This is a genomic window from Streptomyces sp. NPDC021012 (assembly GCF_044333355.1).
Taxonomy (GTDB): domain Bacteria; phylum Actinomycetota; class Actinomycetes; order Streptomycetales; family Streptomycetaceae; genus Streptomyces.
On sequence record NZ_JBIRQU010000011.1, the window covers coordinates 158790 to 177634 of the forward strand.

Consider the following 18845-nt stretch of genomic DNA (forward strand, 5'->3'; position numbering starts at 1 on the left):
CCACCTCCCCTCCCCTCCCCTCCCTCCCCTCCCCCATCGACTTGGAAACCCTCGTGACCACACAGCCCCTCGCCACCGGCGACCCGCTCCGGCTCGGCCCGTACCGGCTCCTCGGCGTCCTCGGCGAGGGCGGCATGGGCAAGGTGTACGTGGGCCGGGACCGCTCCGGCGCACCCGCGGCCGTCAAGGTCCTGCGCCCCGAACTCGCCCACGACCAGCACCTCGCGCAGCGGTTCGTCCGCGAGGCCGACATGGCCCGGGCCGTCACCTCCAAGGGCGTGGCGCGGGTCCTCGGCGCGCAGACCGAGGGCGGACGGCCGTGGATCGCGGCCGAGTTCCTCGCCGGCCCGACGCTCGACGAGGCCGTCCGTACGTACGGCCCGATGGACGTGCCGACGGTCCGCGCCCTGGCCGCGCAGCTCGCGCGCACCCTGCACGACATCCACCTGGCGGGTCTGGTCCACCGCGACCTCAAGCCGACGAACATCGTGCTCACCTCCACCGGCCCCCGGATCATCGACTTCGGCATCGCGCGCCCCGAGCACGGCCTGACCCTCACCACCACGGGCCAGATCCCGGTCACCCCGGGCTACGGAGCGCCCGAGCAGGTCCTCGGGCAGCGCGTCGGACCGGCCTCGGACGTCTTCTCGCTCGGCGCGGTCCTCGCGTACGCGGCGAGCGGCCGGCGCGCCTTCGACGGCGGCCACGTGGCGGCGGTGCAGTACGAGGTCGTGCACGGCGTCCCGGACCTGAGCCTGGTGCCGCCGGAGCTCCAGCAGCTGATCGGCCCGTGCCTGGCGAAGGACCCGGCGTTCCGCCCGGCGCCCCCGCGGATCGCCGAGGCCTTCGCGCCGCCGAAGGGCGCCGACCGCGCCTGGCGCAAGGGCCCGCTGGCGGAGGACGTCAAGCGGCGCGAGACGGCCACGAGGCGTCTCGCGGCGCCCGAGGACACCGCCGTACCCGGCGCCGCTCCCTCCCGGCGCCGCTTCCTCACCATGACGGCGGCCGGCGTGGCCGTCCTCGGTGCGGGCGGCGGGGCCGGGGCCTGGTGGCTGAACCGGGAGGAGTCCCCGACCGCCGACGTGCCACCGGCCGTCGCGACCCCCGAGGCGGCCTTCGCCTCCCTCATCGACAGCGAGCCGGGCAAGGCCCCGAAGGCCCTGTGGGGCCCTCTCGACGTGGCCGCCCGGGACGATCACCTCCCGCTTCCCGTACGGGATGTGGTGATCGTGCAGGCGAGGACAGGCGGCTTGCTGGCCCTGTCCGTCACGGACGGCAAGGAACGGTGGCGGGCCAAGGGCATCCGGGCCGACGCCGGTTACGCCTCCGTCGCCGGCCGACTCGTCGTCGGCATCGACGAGGCGGGCGCCCTGAACGCGTTCGTGGCCTCGACGGGCGCCCCCGTCTGGCAGACCGGCGGCGATGCCGACCAGGTCCTCGCCGCCGACGACACCCACGTCTACCTGGTGACGAAGGACAACCGGCTGCGCGCCGTGGACGCCTGGACGCTCGCCACCGCCTGGACCCGCCCGATGCTCTCCCCCCGTTCCCCGGAGGGCCCCGCGAAAGCGGCCACGGGCAGGAAGCGGCTCGTGATCCAGGGGCGGGACGGGCAGGTCGACGTCGTCGACACCACGACGGGCGAGACCGCGTGGAAGCTCAAGGGCCAGGGAACCCGCGGCCAGGTCCCCGCGATCGGTGGCAGCACCGTCTATCTCGCCGGCCCCAAGCTGATCGCCAGAACCCTCGACGAGGGCGACATCCTGTGGATGGACGAGGCCATGAGCTCCAGCGACAGAAAACCGGGCTGGGCCAGCCCGACCACCGACGGCACATCCGTCTACGCCGTCGAGGGGTACCGGGCCTGCCGCTACACCACCCTCGCCGGCAGCGGCCGCCCCAGCACCGAGTGGACGGAGATCCTGGGCGACCCGGGCTCCACGACCGGCACCCTCACCGCCCCCGCGGTGGAGGGCGGGACGGTCTGGCTCCCCGAACCCGACGACAGCGCCGTCCGCGTGGTGAAGAAGACCACCCGCGAAGTGCTGTTCACCGTGAGGATGCAGCACGAGGGCCCCTACCGGCTCGCCGGCGACGCCCATCGCGTCTTCCTCGCACGCGGCGGCGGGATCACGGCGATGCCGGTCTACGACGAGTGAGGGACCCGGCCGTCCCTACGCGCTACGACCGCGCCTTCCCCGGCACACCGTCGACCAGCCCCGTGTCCCCGCACCCCAGCTCGTCGGCGACCTGCCGGGCCGCCGCGTTGGCCAGGGTGATCAGGCGGGTGCGCTGCCCCAGGTCCGTGTCCGGGACGCCCGCCGGACCCCAGATGGTCGTCTCGACGACGATCTCGTGGGCGGGCGCCTTGAGACGGCAGCTGAAGTAGACGTAGCCGAGGCCGGAGGAGGTGAAGGCCGCAAGTCCTGAGGCGTACGAGGTCACGTCCTTGGCGAGCTTCGGCCCCGGGCCGTACGGCCCCTTCCCCACCGCGTTCACCTCGATCTTGAGGTTCCTCGACACCTCCTCGGCGGACTGGAGGCCGCAGTACGTCACCGGCTGCGGCTGGTACGAGTCGGCCCACTCCGCGACGGCATCCTCCCGCAGCCTTTCGAGCGCCCTCTCCGGCTTCGACAGGTTGTCATCGAAGCGGTCGCCGCCCAGGACGGCCTTGAGCGCCGCCGAGACCGGTGCGTCTTCGGCGAAGCCATTGCAGGCCTTGGCAGCTGTAAGACCCTCCGGTTCCGCCATGGATTCCCCGCCGCCGCCCGAGCAGCCTGTCAGGAGGACTGCGACGGCCATGGCCGTACCGATTCGTGCCGGCGCAGACCGCATGTGCGTCACTTCTTCTCGTACGGGTCGGGGAGGTTGTCGTCCCGGGAGTGCAGGCGCGAGTCCAGGGTGTATTTGACCAGCTCCTCCCTGAGGTAGCGACGCTCCTCAACACTCCAGGCGGGGTCCGTCGCGTAGGCAATTCCCGGCCGGAGTGAGTTCTGCCTTCCCTTGTCCAGCGCCTCGGCCTTCAAATCGTCCGACTTCTGCTTGAGTAGCTCGTCCTTCTCGTACTTCTCCGCCATGTCATCGGCTTCCATCCCGATGAAGGTCGTCACCGCGCCGCCCACCGTCTCGGCGGCCAGCGGTACGAGTACGCCAGCAGCACCGCCGGTCAGGGCGACGACACCGCCCGCCGCAGCCGCTCCGACCCCGAACTTGACCCATTCGGTCGTCTTGCCGACGGCCTTCTTGTGCTCGTCTGAGTCCTGCGCGTAGTCCGTGTCGATCTGCGCCATACGGGACTGGTCCATGATTCCCTGCGCCTCCGACCCGATCCGCAGAGTCGTCCGCGCCTCGGTCAGGTCCCTCTCGTCGAAATCGGTCCCCGGCTTCGGTCCCACCTGGTCGAGAACGCTTGTCGTGTACAACGACTCGGCCGCGGAGAGCGTTGAGTGACCGGTCTCACTCTGCGACACGACGCCCATGAAATTGATGGCGTCGCCACGGTTCCAGAGCAGCCCGGTGTCGAACTCCTCGCCGAACCGGGACTTGCCCTTGGCGTCGTTGAGGCCGAAGGGGGAGTTCTCCACCTCCTCCATCGTCGTGTCGCTGTCCGCCTCCAACGAACGGTTCAGCTCGTCGATGTACGCGGCGCCCATCTTGCCGAGACTGTCGTCGATGCCCGGCTGCTGGTGCATGTACTTCGGGTCGCTGCCGTACCGCTCGACGACCTTCTGCATGACCTCCGCGTTCTCCTTGTTCCGTACGTCCTTGAGCCCCTCGGGGTCGGCGTCGTACGGGTGGCCGGTGGTCGCGGACTCCAAGGCGTGACCGAGCGCGTCGTAGCCGGGCTCCTTGGTCCTGTCGCCCTTGTCGTTCAGCTCCTCGGGCCAGTCGCGGTCCTTGGTGAAGTAGTCGAACGGGTCGATCTTCTTGTCGTCCTTGGTGTTCTCGGGCGTGAGGTCGATGTCGCCGTTGAAGAAGTCCGTGGACGCCTTGGGGTTGTGCCCGAGCCCCTCCATGAAGCCGACCATGGGGTCGTTGCCCGAGTCGCCGCCCATCCAGTTCAGGTGGCTCGGCATACCGGTCGTGCGGTGCCAGGCCCGGTCGGCGGGCAGCCGACCGTCGCCCGTCATCTTCCGCTCGGCGATGACGAGCCCGTTGCCGTAGTCCTTCAGGAACTTGTCGTCGTAGTCGCCGACCCGCATGAGGTTGCTCATGACCTGGAAGCCGTACGGGCTGGTGCCGCGCGTCTGGATCGGCTCGGTGCCGGCCTTGATGACGTCGGCCTTCCACTGCTCCATCTCGGGGCTCGTGGAGTGGGTCGCGGTGGCGAGCGTCAGACTCCAGTTCGTCTGGAGTTCCTTGAGCTTGTCGCGGTGGTCGACGCCGAGCCGGGAGCCGTCGCTCGGGTCGCCCATGTCGGCCCAGTACTCCATGCTGCCCTTCGGCCCGACCTCCAGGGCGAACTTCTCGGCGAAGTAAGGGTCCTTCTGGTTGGCCTTGAAGAGGGCGTCAAGCTTGTCGATCTCCTCGGGAGTGGCGTCGTCGCCCTTCTTGTACAGCTCGTAGGCGGCATGCGCGTCCTCGGCGTCCTGCACCTTCGAGGCGGCCTTGAGGGAGTCGTAATGCGTGCCGGAGAAGTTGTTCTTGTCGTTGCCGACGAGTGCGCGCAGGGCGCGGGAGGCGACGTCGTCGGCATTGTCGGCCCGGGCGATCGCCGCCTTGATCGCCGCGTTCATGGCATCGAAGTCGGCCGGCTGGGGCTTGGGACCGTCGTAGTCCTTGGACCGGCTGTCAGGCCGGATGAGATGGCTGACGACGCCTTCCTGGTCGATGCGCATGCCCTTGCCCGGGGCCTCCGCCACGAGCTTCTCCAGCTCGCTCTTGGCAGCCTGGAACTCGCTCTCCGCGTCCCGCAGGATGTTGCGGATGCTACTCGCCTCGGTGAGCGCGTCGCCGAACTCCTTGGCGGTCTTCCGCACGAACGCCTGCGTCACACCGGCGTTCTCGCCCTTCCAGTCGGCCTTGTCGGCCTTTCCCTGGAGGCCGGTCTCCGCCTTCTCCTTGCTCTTCTCCAGCTTGGACACCGTCTCCGACCAGACGGTGACGGCCTCCTTGAGGCTGCCGAGCCGGGCGTGGAGGACCTGGTCGAACTTCAGCATCTGTTTCCCTCGTCAGCCACCGACACCGCTGCCGGCTCGGGCTCAGTTGAAGTGCTTGTCGATCTCTGACACGGAGAAGTTCGTGACCAGCACTTCTTCGTGGTTGGTGTGGCTGATGACCGTGTCCTCAAGATGATTGTGGATGTGCGCGCAGGCACTGAGGAGCGTCTCCGCCTGGTCTCGCCAGGTTCCCCACATCGTCCACATCGCCGAACCGGTCAGGAACCCGTCGCCGTCGAGGCTCTTGGCCGCGGCGTCCGTCTGGGCACCCGCGTGGAAGGCGTCCCGCTCGAACCAGTGGAAGAGCTCCTGGGCCTCGTTGCCGATGGCCTTGAGGTCGGCGGAGGTCACCTTGTAGTCGCTGGCCCCGCCACCACCACCGTCGGCGGGCACGCTGTTGAGCCTCATCGCCGCGGTCTCGCTGCGGACTTGGCTCCACTCCTCGTCGAACGACGTCCGCTTCCCCATGGGTGAGTGACGGACGGCCGTCGGCAGGGGGCGGCCTCAGCCCCGCCGCGACCGGAGTACGGGTACGGCGATCGCGGCGCCGAGCAGCACGGCCGCACCGACACCGAGGGCGATCCACAGGCCGGAGCCACCGCCCTGCTCCGAGGCGGCGGCAGACGGCGGTGTGCCCTCGGCCTGCGGCGTGGCGGGAGCGGTGGACGCGCTCGCGGACGCACTCGCGGACGCCGAGGGCGACGCGGACACCTCGGCGGCGGCGAGGTCCGGCAGCGGGTAGACGTCAGGGGCGCCGGGGTCGCCCGGGGTGGTCAGCGCGCGGAGGGTGCGGATGCTGCCGTAGCCGAGGTAGTCGGTCCGCTCCTTCCCGCTCTTCGGCTTGCCGGCGGTGTTGAGCATGACGCGCAGGACCTGGTTGTTGGTCCAGTCGGGGTGCTTGGACCAGATCAGGGCGGCGGAGGCGGAGGCGAGGGCGGTGGCGGCGCTCGTACCACTGCCCTTGCACAGCTGGGTTCCCTTGGAGCATGCGCTGACGGCGTCCTCGGCCGGGGCGGCGAGGTCGACTTGCGGGCCCGTCTGGGACTTGGGCCACCAGGCCGCCTTCTTGTTGAGGCCGCCCACGCCGACGACGCCGGGCGTCGCCGCGGGGTATTCCACCTCGTTGGTCGTGTCGGCGCTGTTTCCCACGCCCGCGAAGATCAGCTTGTTCTTGGAGAGTGCGTACCGAACTGCCTCCGCGAGCTGCGGATCAGGATTCTGCTCGTGTTGGGCCGCAGAGATGTTGATGACCTTGGCCTGGGAGTCCGCGGCGAAGCGAATGGCTTTCGCCACGTTCAGCGAGAACGGGTCGACGTGGCCCCTCTGCTGGAACTGCTCCTGGTTGTAGGGGATCCTGATCGGAAGGATCTTGGCCTTCGGTGCGAGCCCGAAGGATCCCTGCTCCGGTCCGCGAGCGCCCGTCCCCGCGATGAGCGCAGCTATGCCGGTGCCGTGACTGTCGACGTCGTTGTTCTCGTCTCCCGACATGCGGGAGTAGTCCTTGCCGGGCAGTACCTGGCCTCGAAGGTCGGCAACGGTGTCGTCGACGCCGGAGTCGATGACCGCGACGACGATTCCCTCACCCTGACTGATCTTCCAGATCTTGTCCGCGCCCATGGCATCCAGGTGCCACTGCATGTCGCGCACCGACTCGGCGTGAGCCGGCGTCGCACCGATGCCCAGCAGTGTCAGGGCCATGACGGCCGCCGTCAGGGAGCCGGACCGCATGGCCCGTCCACCGCTGGTTCGCATCTGTTTCTCCGTGCCCTTCTGCCTACGGGGTCAGTCGACGACCGGGGGAGCGCTCGGGCGCCTGCCCTGCTGCCAGGTCTCCTCGTCCTCGACCAGGTAGTCGGGACGCTCTCCGTTCCGCTCCTCGCGCTCGCCGGGCTTCGCGGCGTTTCCGCGTACGAGGCCCGAGCCGCCGGCCGTGAAGGGCTTCCCGCCACCGGCGGCGCCGGTGCGCTGTGCCCTGCCGCCGACGACTCCGCCGGTCTCGCCGGCGAGGCGGCGGCCGCCGCTGATGCCGTTCCGGCCGGCCGCGCCGCCCGTGGGGCCGCCCATGCCGTGCGCGCCGCCCATGGCCCGGCCCATGCCCGTCCGGTTCTGCCCGGTGGGCTCGTTGCCGATGACGGTGCCGCGCGGGATGCCGGTCTGCGGCCGGCCCGTGGTGCTGGGAACCGCACGGCCGCCGCTGATGCCCTCGCGGGGCATGTTGGGCGTCGTGGTGCGGAGGCCGCCGGTCAGCGGGTTGCGGGTGGTGCTGGTGCCACCGGTGAGGGGTGAGGTGGGACCGAAGGGGCCCGGGCCGCCCTTGACGGTCAGCGGAGGCACGCCGGTCGTGACGAACGGAGGCGTACCCAGGTCCGGCTTGGTGGTCGGCGGCGGACCGCCCGGGGTCGGCGTCTGCGGTCCGGGCGTGGTCGGCTTCGGCAGGGTGTCCACGCTGTCGATCCCCAGGTCGGCGGGAACCTCGGGCGTGACGTGCGTGGGGCCGGGTCGCACCGTGCCGCCCGTGTCCGTCGTCCTCCCGTCCGAGCCGTGTACGACACTGCCGTCGCTCGTGGTGTCCGTGCGTCCGCCGATGACGTCATGGGTCTGCCGCGTGCCGGTCGTGGAGGACGTGCCGGTCGTCCCGGTCGTTCCGGTCGTTCCGGTTCCGGACGAACGCCCTGGTACCTGAATGTTCTCCGAACTGTAGATCCAGGCCTCGTCCATCCCCGCCGGCGGCGGGAACACCGGCCGCGGCGCGCTGTTCACCCGCTGGCCCGTGAACGTGTACGTCTGCCCCAGCGAACGGAGCTTCATCAGCGCCTCGATCCGCGCCTGCTCCCGCGCGCCCGCCGCCGCGTTCATGTCGTCGGTCGCCGTCTTGACCTCGGTCTTGCCGGCGCCGGGGTCGTGGCGGGCCGCGTTCAGCGTGCGCTGGGCGTTCGCGTAGTCCGCCTTCGCCGAGGCGCTCGTCTTGGCGATATCGTCCACGCCGCTCTTCGCCAGAGCCATGGCCGCGGCCGACTCCGCCAGGCAATCACCCGCCAGCTTCGCGTAGTCGGCGAGGTGGAACGTCGCGCTCGCCGTGGCCGAAGTCCACTCGACGAACGAGTCCGCCGCCACGCCCTTCCAGCTGAGACCGCCGTGGGCGCGGTCGCGCAGGTACTTGGCGATCTCGGTGATCTCGTCCCCCGCGTCCTTGAGCTTCTTCGCGAGCTCCTCGGCGCGGGCATGCTGGATGGGAGTGAGCATCGCCAGCAGCTGCTCGTTCGACATGCCTTCGAGCGAAGTCGACTTCGGCTCCGGCTTCTTGGGACCGCTACCCATGCGACTCTTCCCCCGTTTCCGTCCGGTGGTTCACTGGAAATCAGCCTGCGCGTCGGCCCTCGGAGCCTCCGCGGAGGTGCCGCCCCTGGCGTGCTGGGCGTTCGCCTTCTCCTCGCCGGAGCGCTGCAGATCGGTGATCTGCGCGTTGAGCGACCTCATCCGCGCGCGGATGTCGTCGTCGATGTTCTCGTACCCGCTCTTGGAGAAGTCGATCGCGATCTTCATGCTCTCCATCTGGAGTCCCAGAACCTTGGAGAACCTGAGCAGCTCGTCCTGTACGACGGCGTAGCTGGAGAAGAGATAGTCCGCCTCGTGGAACCCCGGGCCCGCGAGGGCGGCCTCCTCCAGCCAGTCCTCACCGATCTTGCCCGGCCCGGCGTTCGACTTCTCGAACTTCTTGAGCAGGTCGTCCACGCGGGCCTTGAGGTGCGCCAGCTCGTTCACCTCCACGGCCAGGCTCGCGACCGCGCCGACACCGCCGCCTATCAGGGGCAGGAAGGAGAGCGCCGTGTTCACCGCTCCACCGCTGTCCGTCGCCTCAGCCATAGCCGCCTCCCCGTTCGACAAGTCAGGACTTCATCGTAGTCAAGACGACGGACAGAGTGCACCTTCGGGTTGCACAAGCAACGGACATCGGGCGGTTACGAATTGGGCACGGCCACCGCTGCCTGGGGGCGGATCGGGAGGCGGTTGACCGGGCGGCCCGTCGCCGCGCGCACCGCTGAGGCCACTGCGGCGGGTGAGGTGACGACCGGGATCGCGCTCGCGGCCTTGGCGCCGAAGGGGGCGACGACGTCGCGTTCTTCGACGAGTTTCACGATGCGAATGTCCGGGGCGTCCAGGGATGTCGGGAGTGCGTAGCCGGTGAAGTCGGGGTGGCGGACGAGGCCGCGGGTGGTGCGGAGGTTCTCGGTGAGGGCGGCGCCGATGCCCTGGGTGACGCCGGCTTCGATGCGGGCGGTGAGCTGGGCGGGGTTGAGGATGCGGCCGACGTCCTGGGCGACGGCCATCTCCACGACGCGTACGGCGCCGAGTTCGATGTCGACGTCCACGACGGCGCGGATCGCGCAGAAGGCGAGTCCGACGAAGGCGTCGCCCTGGCCGGAGTCGTCGAGGGGCTCGGTGGGGTGGGGGCGGCACTGGGCGGTGGCCCAGAGTTCCTTGCCGTCCATGGCCTCGGTGACCGTGGTGGACAGGACGCCGTCGTAGGAGGTGATCTTGCCGTCGGTGATCTGGAGGAGCTCGGTCGACATGCCGAACTTGTGGGCCAGGGGCTGGAGGAGCTGCGTGCGGACCATCTTCGCGGCACGCTCCACCGCTCCGCCCGAGACCCAGGTGTGGCGGCCGTGGGCGGCCGGGCCCGCCGGCGGCTGGTCGGTGTCGACGGGGGCCACGTGGACCTCGTCGATGCCGAGGGTCTCCTGGACGATCTGGCGGGCGAGGGTGGAGAAGCCCGAACCCGTGTCCACGGCCGAGCAGATGACCGTGGCCACGCCGTCCATGACGCGGACGGTCGCCGTCGAGACCTCGTCCGTGCCCTCCGCACCCAGCATGTGCACCATGCCGAGCGCGTAGCCCACGCCCCGCCGCACCGCGCCGGGTTCGCCCGCGCCCTCGGGGCCGCCGGGGAGGAGCCAGTCGTCCTCCGGGGTGTCCTTGGGGAGGGACGGGAGGGGGAAGTCCCGTACGGCCGCGAGGAGTTCCGCCACCGGGGCCGGGCAGGTGACCGTCTGGCCCGTGGGCAGGATGTCGCCGGTCGCCATGATGTTCCGCATGCGCAGCTCGGCCGGGTCCACGCCCAGCTTCGCGGCCAGCTTGTCCATCTGCGCCTCGTACGCCGCGCACACCTGCATCGCGCCCTCGCCCCGGACATGGCCGGAGGGCGGGTTGTTCGTACGGACGGCCCAGCCTTCCACGAAGGCGTGCGGGACCACGTACGGGCCGCAGGCGAAGGCCACCGCCGCCGCGAGCGACTCGCTCGACGAGTCCGCGTACGCGCCCGCGTCGAGCAGGATCTGCGCCTCCACCTTCACCAACCGCCCCTCCGCGTCCGCGTGGTGGCGGTAGCGCAGCAGGGTCGGGTGGCGGTGGGCGTGGCCGAGGAAGGACTCCTCGCGGGTCGCGGTGAGCTTGACCGGGCAGCCGGTGCGGAGCGCGAGCAGGCCCAGCGGGATCTGGAAGCCCGGGTCCTCGCGGTCGCCCGTCGCGCCCGGGACGCCCGTCACGACCAGCTTGACCTGCTCGGGCGGCAGCCCGAAGCAGGCGGCCGCCAGGTCGCGGTCGGTGTGCGGGTCGGTGGAGGCCGTGTACAGCTCGACGCCCCCGTCGGGGCGCGGCACGGCGAGGCCCGCCTCCGCGCCGATCGGCGCCGGGTCCTGGCGGCCGATCCGGTACAGGCCCTCGACGACGACCTCGCCCGTCGCCTCCGGGTCCCCGAAGCGCAGCGGGATGTGCCGGATCAGGTTCCCGTCGGGGTGCAGCGCCTCGGCCGCGAACGCCTTCTCCGGGTCCGTCACCGGCTCCAGGAGCTCGTACTCGACGGCGATCGCCGCGGCGGCGAGGCGCGCCGTGTCCGGGTGGTCGGCGGCGACGGCCGCGAGGGCCTCGCCGTGGTGCCGGACCAGGTCGGAGGCGAAGACCGGCCGGTCGGCGACCCGCCGCCCGTACGTCGCCGCGCCCGGCACGTCGGCGGCCGTCACCACTGCCCGTACGCCCGGCATGGCCAGCGCCGCGCTCGTGTCGATCGACACGATCCGGGCGTGCGGGTGCGGCGAGCGCAGGATCGCGGCCCAGAGCAGCCCCTCGGCCCACAGGTCGGAGGCGTACGGGAACGTGCCCTCGGTCTTCGCCCGCGCCTCGGCCTGCGGGAGCGAGGTGCCGAGGCCGTGCGCGGCCGGCTCCTGGCCGATGCTCCCGGTGACGTCCAGAGCCGTGGGAACGGCCGTGGTCGCGTCGCTGCTCACGCCATGCCTCCGTCGTGCGGGTGGGGAATCTGGTGCGGAACACGGACCTCGTCGGCGGCCTCGGGCGCGGCGGCCGCGGCACCGGCCTCGCGCTCGGCGACGACGTCCCGTACGGCCTCGAGCACGCCCCGGTAGCCGGAGCAGCGGCAGAGGTTGCCGGCGAGGGCCTGGCGGGTCTCCAGCTCCGTGGGGGCGTGGTTGCCCTCCAGGAGGTCGTGCACGGTCATGCACATGCCGGGGATGCAGAAGCCGCACTGGACGGTGCCGCACTTCGCCATCGCCCGCTGCACGTCCGAGGGCTCGCCGTCGACCGCGAGGCCCTCGACCGTCCGCACCTCGCTCCCGGCGGCGGTCGCCGCGGGCACCAGGCAGGAGGCGACGAGCCGGCCGTCGACCTGCACGTTGCATGCCCCGCACTCGCCCTGCGAGCAGCCGTCCTTGGCCCCGGCGAGACCCAGGCGCTCGCGCAGGACGTAGAGCAGCGACTCCCCGATCCACGAACCGGTCACCGGCCGGTCCGTCCCGTTGACCCGCAGGGTGTACGAGGTGTGGGGGTGCTCGTCGCTGTCCGTGGAGGCCTCGACGAACAGCGGCGCGGGGGCGGGCGGCTCCTCGGCCGGTACGGGGACCGGCGGGACCTCGTCCGACGGCGCGGCCTCCACCTCCGGAGCGAGCTCCGGTACGGGATCCGGTACGGGCTCCGCCGCGGCCTCCGGCTCCTCCGCGACCGCCTCCACGGCCTCGACCGCCTCCACGGCCTCGACGGCCTCCGCCACCGGCTCCACCGGCTCCTCCGGCAGCGCCCACGGCGCCGGCGCGCCGCCCGGCAGCGTCGCCGGGGCCTCCGTGTACGAAGCGGGCGCGGCGGGCGCGGCAGGCACGTCCGGGATCCGCCACTGGCCCGTGGCCCCCGGGTCCGGGTCGACGGCGGCGGGCGCCACGGCCTCGTCGAAGCGCCACTCGGCCGTCGCCTGCGGGTCCGGCTCGGCGTAGTCGAGGTGCTCGACGTGCCCCACGTGCTCGACGTGCTCGATCGGCGCCACGTGCTCCACGCGCTCGATGTGCTCGACCGCGTTCTCGACGTACGCGGGCGGCTGGAAGTGCTCGCCGCTCTCGTACCCCTCGAAGTACTGCGGCTGCTGCGCCTCCGTCGGGACGTGCACCGACCAGGTGCCCGTCGCCGCCGGGTCGGGTGCCGCGGGCGGGGCGAGCGGCTGGAGCGGGGTGATCATCGGCGGCACGTAGCCGTGGCCGGGGGCCTCCAGGGGGATGCCGTCCAGCATGAAGTCGGGCGGCAGCTGGACGAAGGCGGTCGCGTCGCCGTCGTACCCCTCGCTCTGCGGGAGCGGCTCCCAGCCGCCCGTCTGCTGTCCCTGTCCCTTGTGCTCGTCGCTCACGCGAGTGCCCTCCCCAGTGCCCGTCGGGCGAGTGTGGCGACCGTGCGCCTCAGGTGCAGTACGGCCGGCGGCAGCTGTTCGTTGCCCGGCGGATCCGGGATGCAGGCGGCGGCGACGTACTCGCCGAAGGCCGCGAGCGCCTCGGGGGCGAGCCCCCGGTCGTTGTCCCAGTCCACCAGCGAGGCGATCCAGCGCTCGGCCTCCAGCGGGCGCAGCGGCATGGGCGCGACGGCGCCGACCGCGCAGCGCACGCCGCGCCGGGCCGGGTCGAGGACGACGGCGACGGAGGCGGTGGCGCGGGCCGGGCCGGTGCGGCCGGTGGCCTTGAGGAAGACCTGCGGGGCGTGGAGCAGCGGGACGCGGACGAAGCCGACGAGCTCGCCGGGGGCGAGCAGGTCGCGGCCCGCGAGGAGGTGGGAGACGGGGATCTCGCGGGTGCCGAGCGGGCCGAGGACGACGAGGTCGGCCTCCAGGGCTGCGAGGACGGGCAGCGAGTCGCCGGTGGGCGCGGCGGTGACGACGTTGCCGCCGAGGGTGCCCGCGTTGCGGATCTGGGGCGGCCCGGCCGCGCGGCTGGCGGCGGCGAGGGCCGGGATGAGGGCGGCGAAGTCGGGGCGGCCCATGCGCGCGTGCGTGAGGCCCGCGCCGAGGAGGGCGTGGCCGTCCTGGTACTGCCAGCCGCGGATCTCGTTGATGCGGCTCAGGCCGACGAGTCCGGCGGGGCGGAGCTGGCCCTTGTTGACGGCGGCCATGAGGTCGGTGCCGCCGGCGACGGGCACGGCGGCCGGCATGGCGGTGAGCGCCGCGACGGCCTCGTCGAGCGAGGCGGGCAGCGTCACGGACTGCGCCGTCTGTGGTGCGTGCGTGGTCAACCCGCTGCCCCTTCCCGGTGTCCCGGTGGTCCCCGACTGTGCCCGGCCGTCGCGCCTGTGAGCGGCGGTACGACGCGCCTGCGTGTGGGCGTACCGTACGTGCTCACAGGCCGGACGTGGCAACTCTGGCACATCTTCCGAGGAGTCCGGCGCGAGGGTCCGCGAAGGACTGTTCCGTCCGTGACGTCCTCGGTGTGACGGTAACTTCCGTTTCACCACTCCTGGGTGACCGGGCGACGTCGGGTCTCTCACACGTTCGGGGGCGTGCCCTCCAGGGGCCTGCCGAGCACCCCGGGCCGCTGCTGCCAGGGGTGGGGTCCGGCGGGCGGCCGGTAGTCGACGCCGAGGGCGTCCAGGCGCCGGTAGTGGGTGCGCATGCGGCGCTCGAAACCGGCGTGGTCGCGCGCCTCCGGCGCGGGCAGCGCGGACCAGGCGACCTCGGCGAAGGCGGCGAGGCGCGGGAAGACCTGGTAGTCGACGCGGGAGCGGTTCTCCATCACCTCGGTCCAGACGTTGGCCTGGGTTCCCAGGATGTGGGCGGCGGCCTCGGGCGGGAGGCCGGGCGGGACGGGCTCGAAGCGGTAGACGTCCTCCAGGGTGCGGACGTATCCGATGGGCACCGGTTCGTCCTCGCCGGGCGCCTGGCGGTGGTCCAGGTACACGTGCTGCTCGGGGCACATGACGACGTCGTGGCCGGCCTCGGCGGCGGCGATCCCGCCCGCGTACCCCCGCCAGGACGACACGGCCGCCCCGTCGGCGAGGCCGCCCTCCAGGATCTCGTCCCAGCCGATGAGGCGGCGGCCGCGGGCGGCGAGCCAGCGGTCGAAGTGGCGGATGAACCAGGACTGGAGCCCGTCCTCGTCGCCGACCCCGAGCTCCTCGATGCGGGCCTGGGCGGCCGGGGAGGCCTTCCACTGGTCCTTGGGGCACTCGTCGCCGCCGACGTGGACGAAGGTGGACGGGAAGAGGTCGAGGACCTCCTCGAAGACGCCCTCGTAGAAGCGCAGGACGGCCTCGGTGGGGGCGAGGACGTTGGGGTTGACGCCCCAGGTGTCCCAGACGGCGAGGGCGGCGGTGTCGACGACGTCGGTGTTGCCGAGCTCGGGATGGGCGGCGATGGCGGCCTGCGCGTGGCCGGGGAGGTCGATCTCGGGGACGACGGTGATGTGCCGCTCGGCGGCGTACGCGACGATCTCGCGGATGTCGTCCTGGGTGTAGAAGCCGCCGTACGGGGTCTCGGTCCAGAGCGGCGAGGCCCGGTGCCCCCACTTGGTGCGTGCCCGCCACGCGCCGACCTCGGTGAGCTTCGGGTGGCGCTTGATCTCGATGCGCCAGCCCTGGTCGTCGGTGAGGTGGAAGTGGAAGACGTTCAGCTTGTGGGCGGCGAGGAGGTCGAGCAGGCGCAGGACGTCGTCCTTGGGCGTGAAGTGCCGGGAGACGTCGAGGAGGAGGCCGCGCCAGCCGAAGCGGGGCGTGTCCTCGACGGTCGTGTACGGGAGCTCCCAGCGCCCCTCGCCCCGTACGGGCGCCTTGCGGTACGCGTCGGGGCCGAGGAGCTGGCGGAGGGTCTGGGCGCCCCAGAACACGCCGGCGGGCCCGCCGCCCTCGATGAGGACGCCTGTGTCGTCGACCACCAGCCGGTAGCCCTCCGGGCCGCGCGCCGCGGCCTCGCCGACCCTCAACCGGATCGCGTGCGGACCGGCCCCGTCGGCGAGCGGCAGCCCGGTGGCGGCGCCGAGCGCGGTCCGCAGCCAGCGGGCGGTGGACTCGGTGCCGGGTCCGGAGTCGAGGGTGGTCCGCTCGTCGAGCGGGACGCGCCCGGCGCCGTGCCGCTCGACCGCGCGGGGTGCCGGGATCAGGTCCATGGAATCGGCAGGGGTCATCACGTCAGTCCTTCACCGCCCCGCCCAGTCCGGAGACCAGGCGGCGCTGTACGAGTACGAAGAAGACGAGCACCGGGAGGGTCATGACCGTCGATCCGGCCATGATGCCGCCCCAGTCGTTCTCGTCGGGCTTGAAGAAGACGAGCAGTGCCATGGGGAGGGTCGACTGCGAGGTGTCGCTGATGAGGAAGGACTTCGCGAAGAGGAAGTCGTTCCAGGTCGAGATGAACGAGAAGACGCTGGTCGCGACGAGGCCGGGGAGGACCAGCGGGAAGAGGATCCGCCACAGGAAGCGGGCGCGGCTCGCGCCGTCGATCTGTGCCTGCTCCTCCAGCGCCTCGGGGACGGCCCTGACGAAGCCGCGCAGCATCCAGATCGCGAACGGCAGGGAGAAGGCGAGGTGCGGCAGGACCAGCGAGCCGAGGGTGTTGAGGAGCCCGGCGTCGCGCATGAGGAAGAACAGCGGGATGGCCAGTGCCTCGACCGGCACCATCTGGGCGATCAGGAACATGACGAGCAGCGTCGTCCGGAACCGGAAGCGGAACCGGGTGACGGCCGTCGCCGCGAGGAAGGCGATGAGCGCCGAGGCGAGGACGACCGTGCCCGCGACGATCAGCGAGTTGACGAAGTACCGGCCGAACTCCTGCTGGTCGAAGACGCGCCGGAAGGAGTCCAGGGACGGGGAGAGCGTCCACGGCCGGGGGTGCGCGGACTGGATCTCGCCGGCCGGTTTGAGGGCCGAGAGGACCATCCAGTACAGCGGGAAGGCGACGGCGGCCGCGACGAGGAGGGTGACGGCCTCGGCGGCGAGGCGTCCGGGACGCCGTATCCGTATCCGTATCTGCGCAGAAGTCACAGTTCCTCCCCCTGGCGTCGCAGCAGGCGCAGGTGGACCAGCGTCACGGCCAGCAGGATCAGCAGCATGACGACGCCGATCGCCGAGCCCAGGCTGTACTGGGAGGAGGCGAAGGCCTTCTGGTAGGCGTACACGTTGAGGACGAGGTTCTGGCCGGCGATGCCGCCGCCGTTCGTCATCACGTAGATCTGGGTGAAGAGCTTGAAGTCCCAGATGATCGACTGGATCGTCACGACGACGAGGATCGGCCGGAGCACCGGGGCCGTGACCGAGCGCCAGGTCCGCCACTGCGAGGCGCCGTCGAGGGCGGCGGCCTCCAGGACCTCGGACGGGACGGCCCTGATGCCGGCGTACACCGTCACCATCACGAACGGGAACGAGCACCAGACGACTTCGAGGAGGACGAGGGCGAAGGCGCTGTACCGCCCGTACGTCCAGGAGAAGTCGCCGAGCCCGAGCAGCCGGTTGACGGGGCCGAAGTCGGGGTCGAAGAGGAAGACCCAGACGGTGGAGCCGGTGACGGCGGGGGTCGCCCAGGCGCCGAGCGCGGCCAGCATCAGGAGGAGCCGGGGCAGGGCACGCACGCGCGTGAGGAGGACCGCGAGGGAGCAGCCGACGGCGAGGGTGGTGACGACGCAGGCGGCGGCGAAGACCACGGTGGCGAGGAGGACCTGCCGGAACTGGGGGTCGGCGAAGAGGGCCGTGTAGTTGGCGAAGCCCTGGAAGGAGGTGGGTTCGCCGCCGCTGACCTGGGCCTGGGTGTACTCCAGGAAGGAGATCAGGCCGAGCTGGTAGACGGGGTAGACGAGGAGTCCGCCGAGGACGGCGAGGGCGGGCAGCAGGTAGAGCCAGGGGGTCCAGGGGCTGTCCCGCCGGGGGGTGCGGGGGGCCGGCGCGGGCTTCTTCACCGGCGCGGCGGCCCGGACGAGCCGGGTCGTCATGCGGCTCATCCCGCCGCCGCGAACGCCGCGTCCATCTTCTTCGCGGCGTCGCCGGAGGCCGTCGCGACGTCCTTACGGCCGCTGACGACCTCCTGGAACATCGTGGGCAGCACGAGGGAGGCGTCGATCCGGCCCCAACCGGGGGAGGCGGGGACGAACCTGGCGCCCGCGCCGAGGGTGTCGATGAAGGGCTTCACGAAGGGCTGCCGCTGGGCGGCGGCGGTGCGGACGTCGGTGTACGTGGGCAGGAAGCCCATCGCGTCGAACAGCTTGGCCTGGGTGTCCTTGCCGGTCAGGGACTTGAGGAGGTCGACGGCGAGGGTGCGGTGGGAGGTGCTCCTCAGGACGCCGATGTTGTTGCCGCCGGCGAAGGCGGGGGCGATGGAGCCGGGGGTGGTGCCGGGCAGCGGGACGACGGCGTACTTGCCCTTCACGGCTCCGGCCTCGACGGCGGCGTGGCTGAAGTCGCCGCCGATGGCCATGCCGGCCTTGCCGGAGGCGAAGGCGGTGACGGTGGCGTTGCCGCCCATCTGGGCGCACTTGGCGGCCGGGCAGTTGTCGTCGCCGAAGAGCGAGGTGTACGTGGCGATGCCCTTGCGGGCGGCCGCGCTGTCGACGGCGGCCTCGTACGTGTCGCCGTGCGCGGTGGCGAGTTCGCCGCCGGCGGCCCAGACGAAGGGCAGGGCGCCGTAGGTGTAGGCGCCGCCGACGGCGATGCCGTACAGCTCGGGCTTCGCCTTGCGGATCTTCCTGGCCGTGGAGGCGAGTTCGGCCTGGGTCTTGGGGGCGGTGAGGCCGAGTTCCCGGAAGACGTCGGTGCGGTAGTAGAGGGCGCGGACGCCGACGAAGAGCGGGGCGCCGTAGACCTTGCCGCCGACGGTGACGGACTGCCGGGCGGTGGGGTCGGTGTCCTTCGCCTCGTCCCAGGCGGCGAACTCGGCACTGATGTCGGCGAGTCCGCCGTCCTTCACGTATCCGGCGGTGTCGGTGTTGCCGTACTCGACGAGGTCGGGGGCGGACGCGGGGTCGTTGAAGGCGGCCTTGACGCGCTGGGCGCGGGTCTCGACGGGGATGTACTCGACCTCGACCTTCGCGTCCGCGTGCCGCTTCTCGAAGGCGGCGACGGCCTGCTCGACGACCTGTTCCTTGGGCTTGTTGCCCACCTCCTGGAAGAGCCAGACGCGCAGGGTCCCGCTCTTCTCGTCGGCCCCGGCGCCGCCCCCGGACGTCTGGGGCGCGCAGGCGGTGGCGGTGAGGCCGGCGAGCAGGAGTGCGGTGGCCGGGGTGGTGAGGCGAGCGGGCAACTTCATGGCTGAATCCCCTCCGAGCGTGCGCGTTGCAACATGCGCAATGAGCGTTTCGTGCTGCACAACACGCGTGAGGTTAGGCGCGCCCCGAGCGGACCGACAAGAGGTCTCGACCACTTCGGCCGATCCGTGACCCGATCCGTGACCCG

The 18845-nt window shown here is 71.7% G+C and carries 14 protein-coding genes; 1 reads left to right on the forward strand and 13 read right to left on the reverse strand.

What is annotated here, in order from left to right; genetic code table 11:
- Positions 1-53 precede the first annotated feature (53 nt).
- Complete coding sequence (locus tag ACH4TP_RS30875; protein ID WP_398439751.1) at positions 54-2159, forward strand: protein kinase; 2106 nt, start codon at positions 54-56, stop codon at positions 2157-2159.
- A 22-nt stretch (positions 2160-2181) separates the two neighbouring features.
- On the opposite strand, the gene ACH4TP_RS30880 is transcribed toward ACH4TP_RS30875, so the two are convergent.
- From ACH4TP_RS30880 to ACH4TP_RS30940, 13 genes are all read right to left on the reverse strand, one after another.
- The gene (locus ACH4TP_RS30880) at positions 2182-2802 is read right to left on the reverse strand and encodes a hypothetical protein (RefSeq protein ID WP_398439752.1); all 621 of its coding nucleotides are present in this window, start codon (positions 2800-2802) and stop codon (positions 2182-2184) included.
- Positions 2803-2840: 38 nt separating this feature from the next.
- Positions 2841-5159 (reverse strand): hypothetical protein, encoded by a 2319-nt coding sequence (locus tag ACH4TP_RS30885; protein ID WP_398439753.1) that lies wholly within the window; start codon positions 5157-5159, stop codon positions 2841-2843.
- A gap of 42 nt (positions 5160-5201) precedes the next feature.
- On the reverse strand, positions 5202-5627 hold the full coding sequence (locus ACH4TP_RS30890; protein WP_398439754.1) for a hypothetical protein: 426 nt from the start codon (positions 5625-5627) through the stop codon (positions 5202-5204).
- Positions 5628-5663: 36 nt separating this feature from the next.
- Entirely contained in the window at positions 5664-6911 is a 1248-nt protein-coding gene (mycP, locus tag ACH4TP_RS30895; protein ID WP_398439755.1) for a type VII secretion-associated serine protease mycosin, read from the reverse strand.
- 30 nt (positions 6912-6941) lie between these two features.
- Complete coding sequence (locus tag ACH4TP_RS30900) at positions 6942-8477, reverse strand: hypothetical protein (protein WP_398439756.1); 1536 nt, start codon at positions 8475-8477, stop codon at positions 6942-6944.
- Between the two features lie 30 nt (positions 8478-8507).
- Positions 8508-9023, reverse strand: a complete 516-nt coding sequence (locus ACH4TP_RS30905; protein ID WP_389237360.1) for a hypothetical protein — start codon at positions 9021-9023, stop codon at positions 8508-8510.
- Positions 9024-9118: 95 nt separating this feature from the next.
- A complete protein-coding gene (locus ACH4TP_RS30910; RefSeq protein ID WP_398188584.1) occupies positions 9119-11440 on the reverse strand; it encodes a xanthine dehydrogenase family protein molybdopterin-binding subunit in 2322 nt (773 codons plus the stop codon).
- Entirely contained in the window at positions 11437-12837 is a 1401-nt protein-coding gene (locus ACH4TP_RS30915; protein WP_398188581.1) for a (2Fe-2S)-binding protein, read from the reverse strand. The genes ACH4TP_RS30910 and ACH4TP_RS30915 overlap by 4 nt, the downstream gene beginning before the upstream one ends.
- The gene (locus tag ACH4TP_RS30920) at positions 12834-13709 is read right to left on the reverse strand and encodes an FAD binding domain-containing protein (protein WP_398439757.1); all 876 of its coding nucleotides are present in this window, start codon (positions 13707-13709) and stop codon (positions 12834-12836) included. The genes ACH4TP_RS30915 and ACH4TP_RS30920 overlap by 4 nt, the downstream gene beginning before the upstream one ends.
- Before the next feature lie 248 nt (positions 13710-13957).
- Positions 13958-15592, reverse strand: a complete 1635-nt coding sequence (locus ACH4TP_RS30925) for a beta-N-acetylhexosaminidase (RefSeq protein WP_398439758.1) — start codon at positions 15590-15592, stop codon at positions 13958-13960.
- Between the two features lie 4 nt (positions 15593-15596).
- Positions 15597-16448 carry a carbohydrate ABC transporter permease gene (locus ACH4TP_RS30930; protein WP_398188575.1) on the reverse strand — a complete coding sequence of 284 codons (852 nt, stop codon included), beginning with the start codon at positions 16446-16448 and terminating at the stop codon, positions 15597-15599.
- Positions 16445-17389, reverse strand: coding sequence for a carbohydrate ABC transporter permease (locus tag ACH4TP_RS30935; RefSeq protein ID WP_398188572.1), 945 nt, complete (start codon positions 17387-17389; stop codon positions 16445-16447). The genes ACH4TP_RS30930 and ACH4TP_RS30935 overlap by 4 nt, the downstream gene beginning before the upstream one ends.
- Before the next feature lie 5 nt (positions 17390-17394).
- Entirely contained in the window at positions 17395-18699 is a 1305-nt protein-coding gene (locus ACH4TP_RS30940) for an extracellular solute-binding protein (protein ID WP_398439759.1), read from the reverse strand.
- Positions 18700-18845 lie beyond the last annotated feature (146 nt).

Excerpts from the sequence above, each read along its gene's own strand:
- ACH4TP_RS30935 (WP_398188572.1), bottom strand. The coding sequence starts at position 17,389 with ATGACGACCCGGCTCGTCCGGGCCGCCGCGCCGGTGAAGAAGCCCGCG.
- ACH4TP_RS30900 (WP_398439756.1), bottom strand. The coding sequence starts at position 8,477 with ATGGGTAGCGGTCCCAAGAAGCCGGAGCCGAAGTCGACTTCGCTCGAA.
- ACH4TP_RS30890 (WP_398439754.1), bottom strand. The coding sequence starts at position 5,627 with ATGGGGAAGCGGACGTCGTTCGACGAGGAGTGGAGCCAAGTCCGCAGC.
- ACH4TP_RS30905 (WP_389237360.1), bottom strand. The coding sequence starts at position 9,023 with ATGGCTGAGGCGACGGACAGCGGTGGAGCGGTGAACACGGCGCTCTCC.
- ACH4TP_RS30940 (WP_398439759.1), bottom strand. The coding sequence starts at position 18,699 with ATGAAGTTGCCCGCTCGCCTCACCACCCCGGCCACCGCACTCCTGCTC.
- ACH4TP_RS30885 (WP_398439753.1), bottom strand. The coding sequence starts at position 5,159 with ATGCTGAAGTTCGACCAGGTCCTCCACGCCCGGCTCGGCAGCCTCAAG.
- mycP (WP_398439755.1), bottom strand. The coding sequence starts at position 6,911 with ATGCGAACCAGCGGTGGACGGGCCATGCGGTCCGGCTCCCTGACGGCG.
- ACH4TP_RS30925 (WP_398439758.1), bottom strand. The coding sequence starts at position 15,592 with ATGACCCCTGCCGATTCCATGGACCTGATCCCGGCACCCCGCGCGGTC.
- ACH4TP_RS30880 (WP_398439752.1), bottom strand. The coding sequence starts at position 2,802 with ATGGCCGTCGCAGTCCTCCTGACAGGCTGCTCGGGCGGCGGCGGGGAA.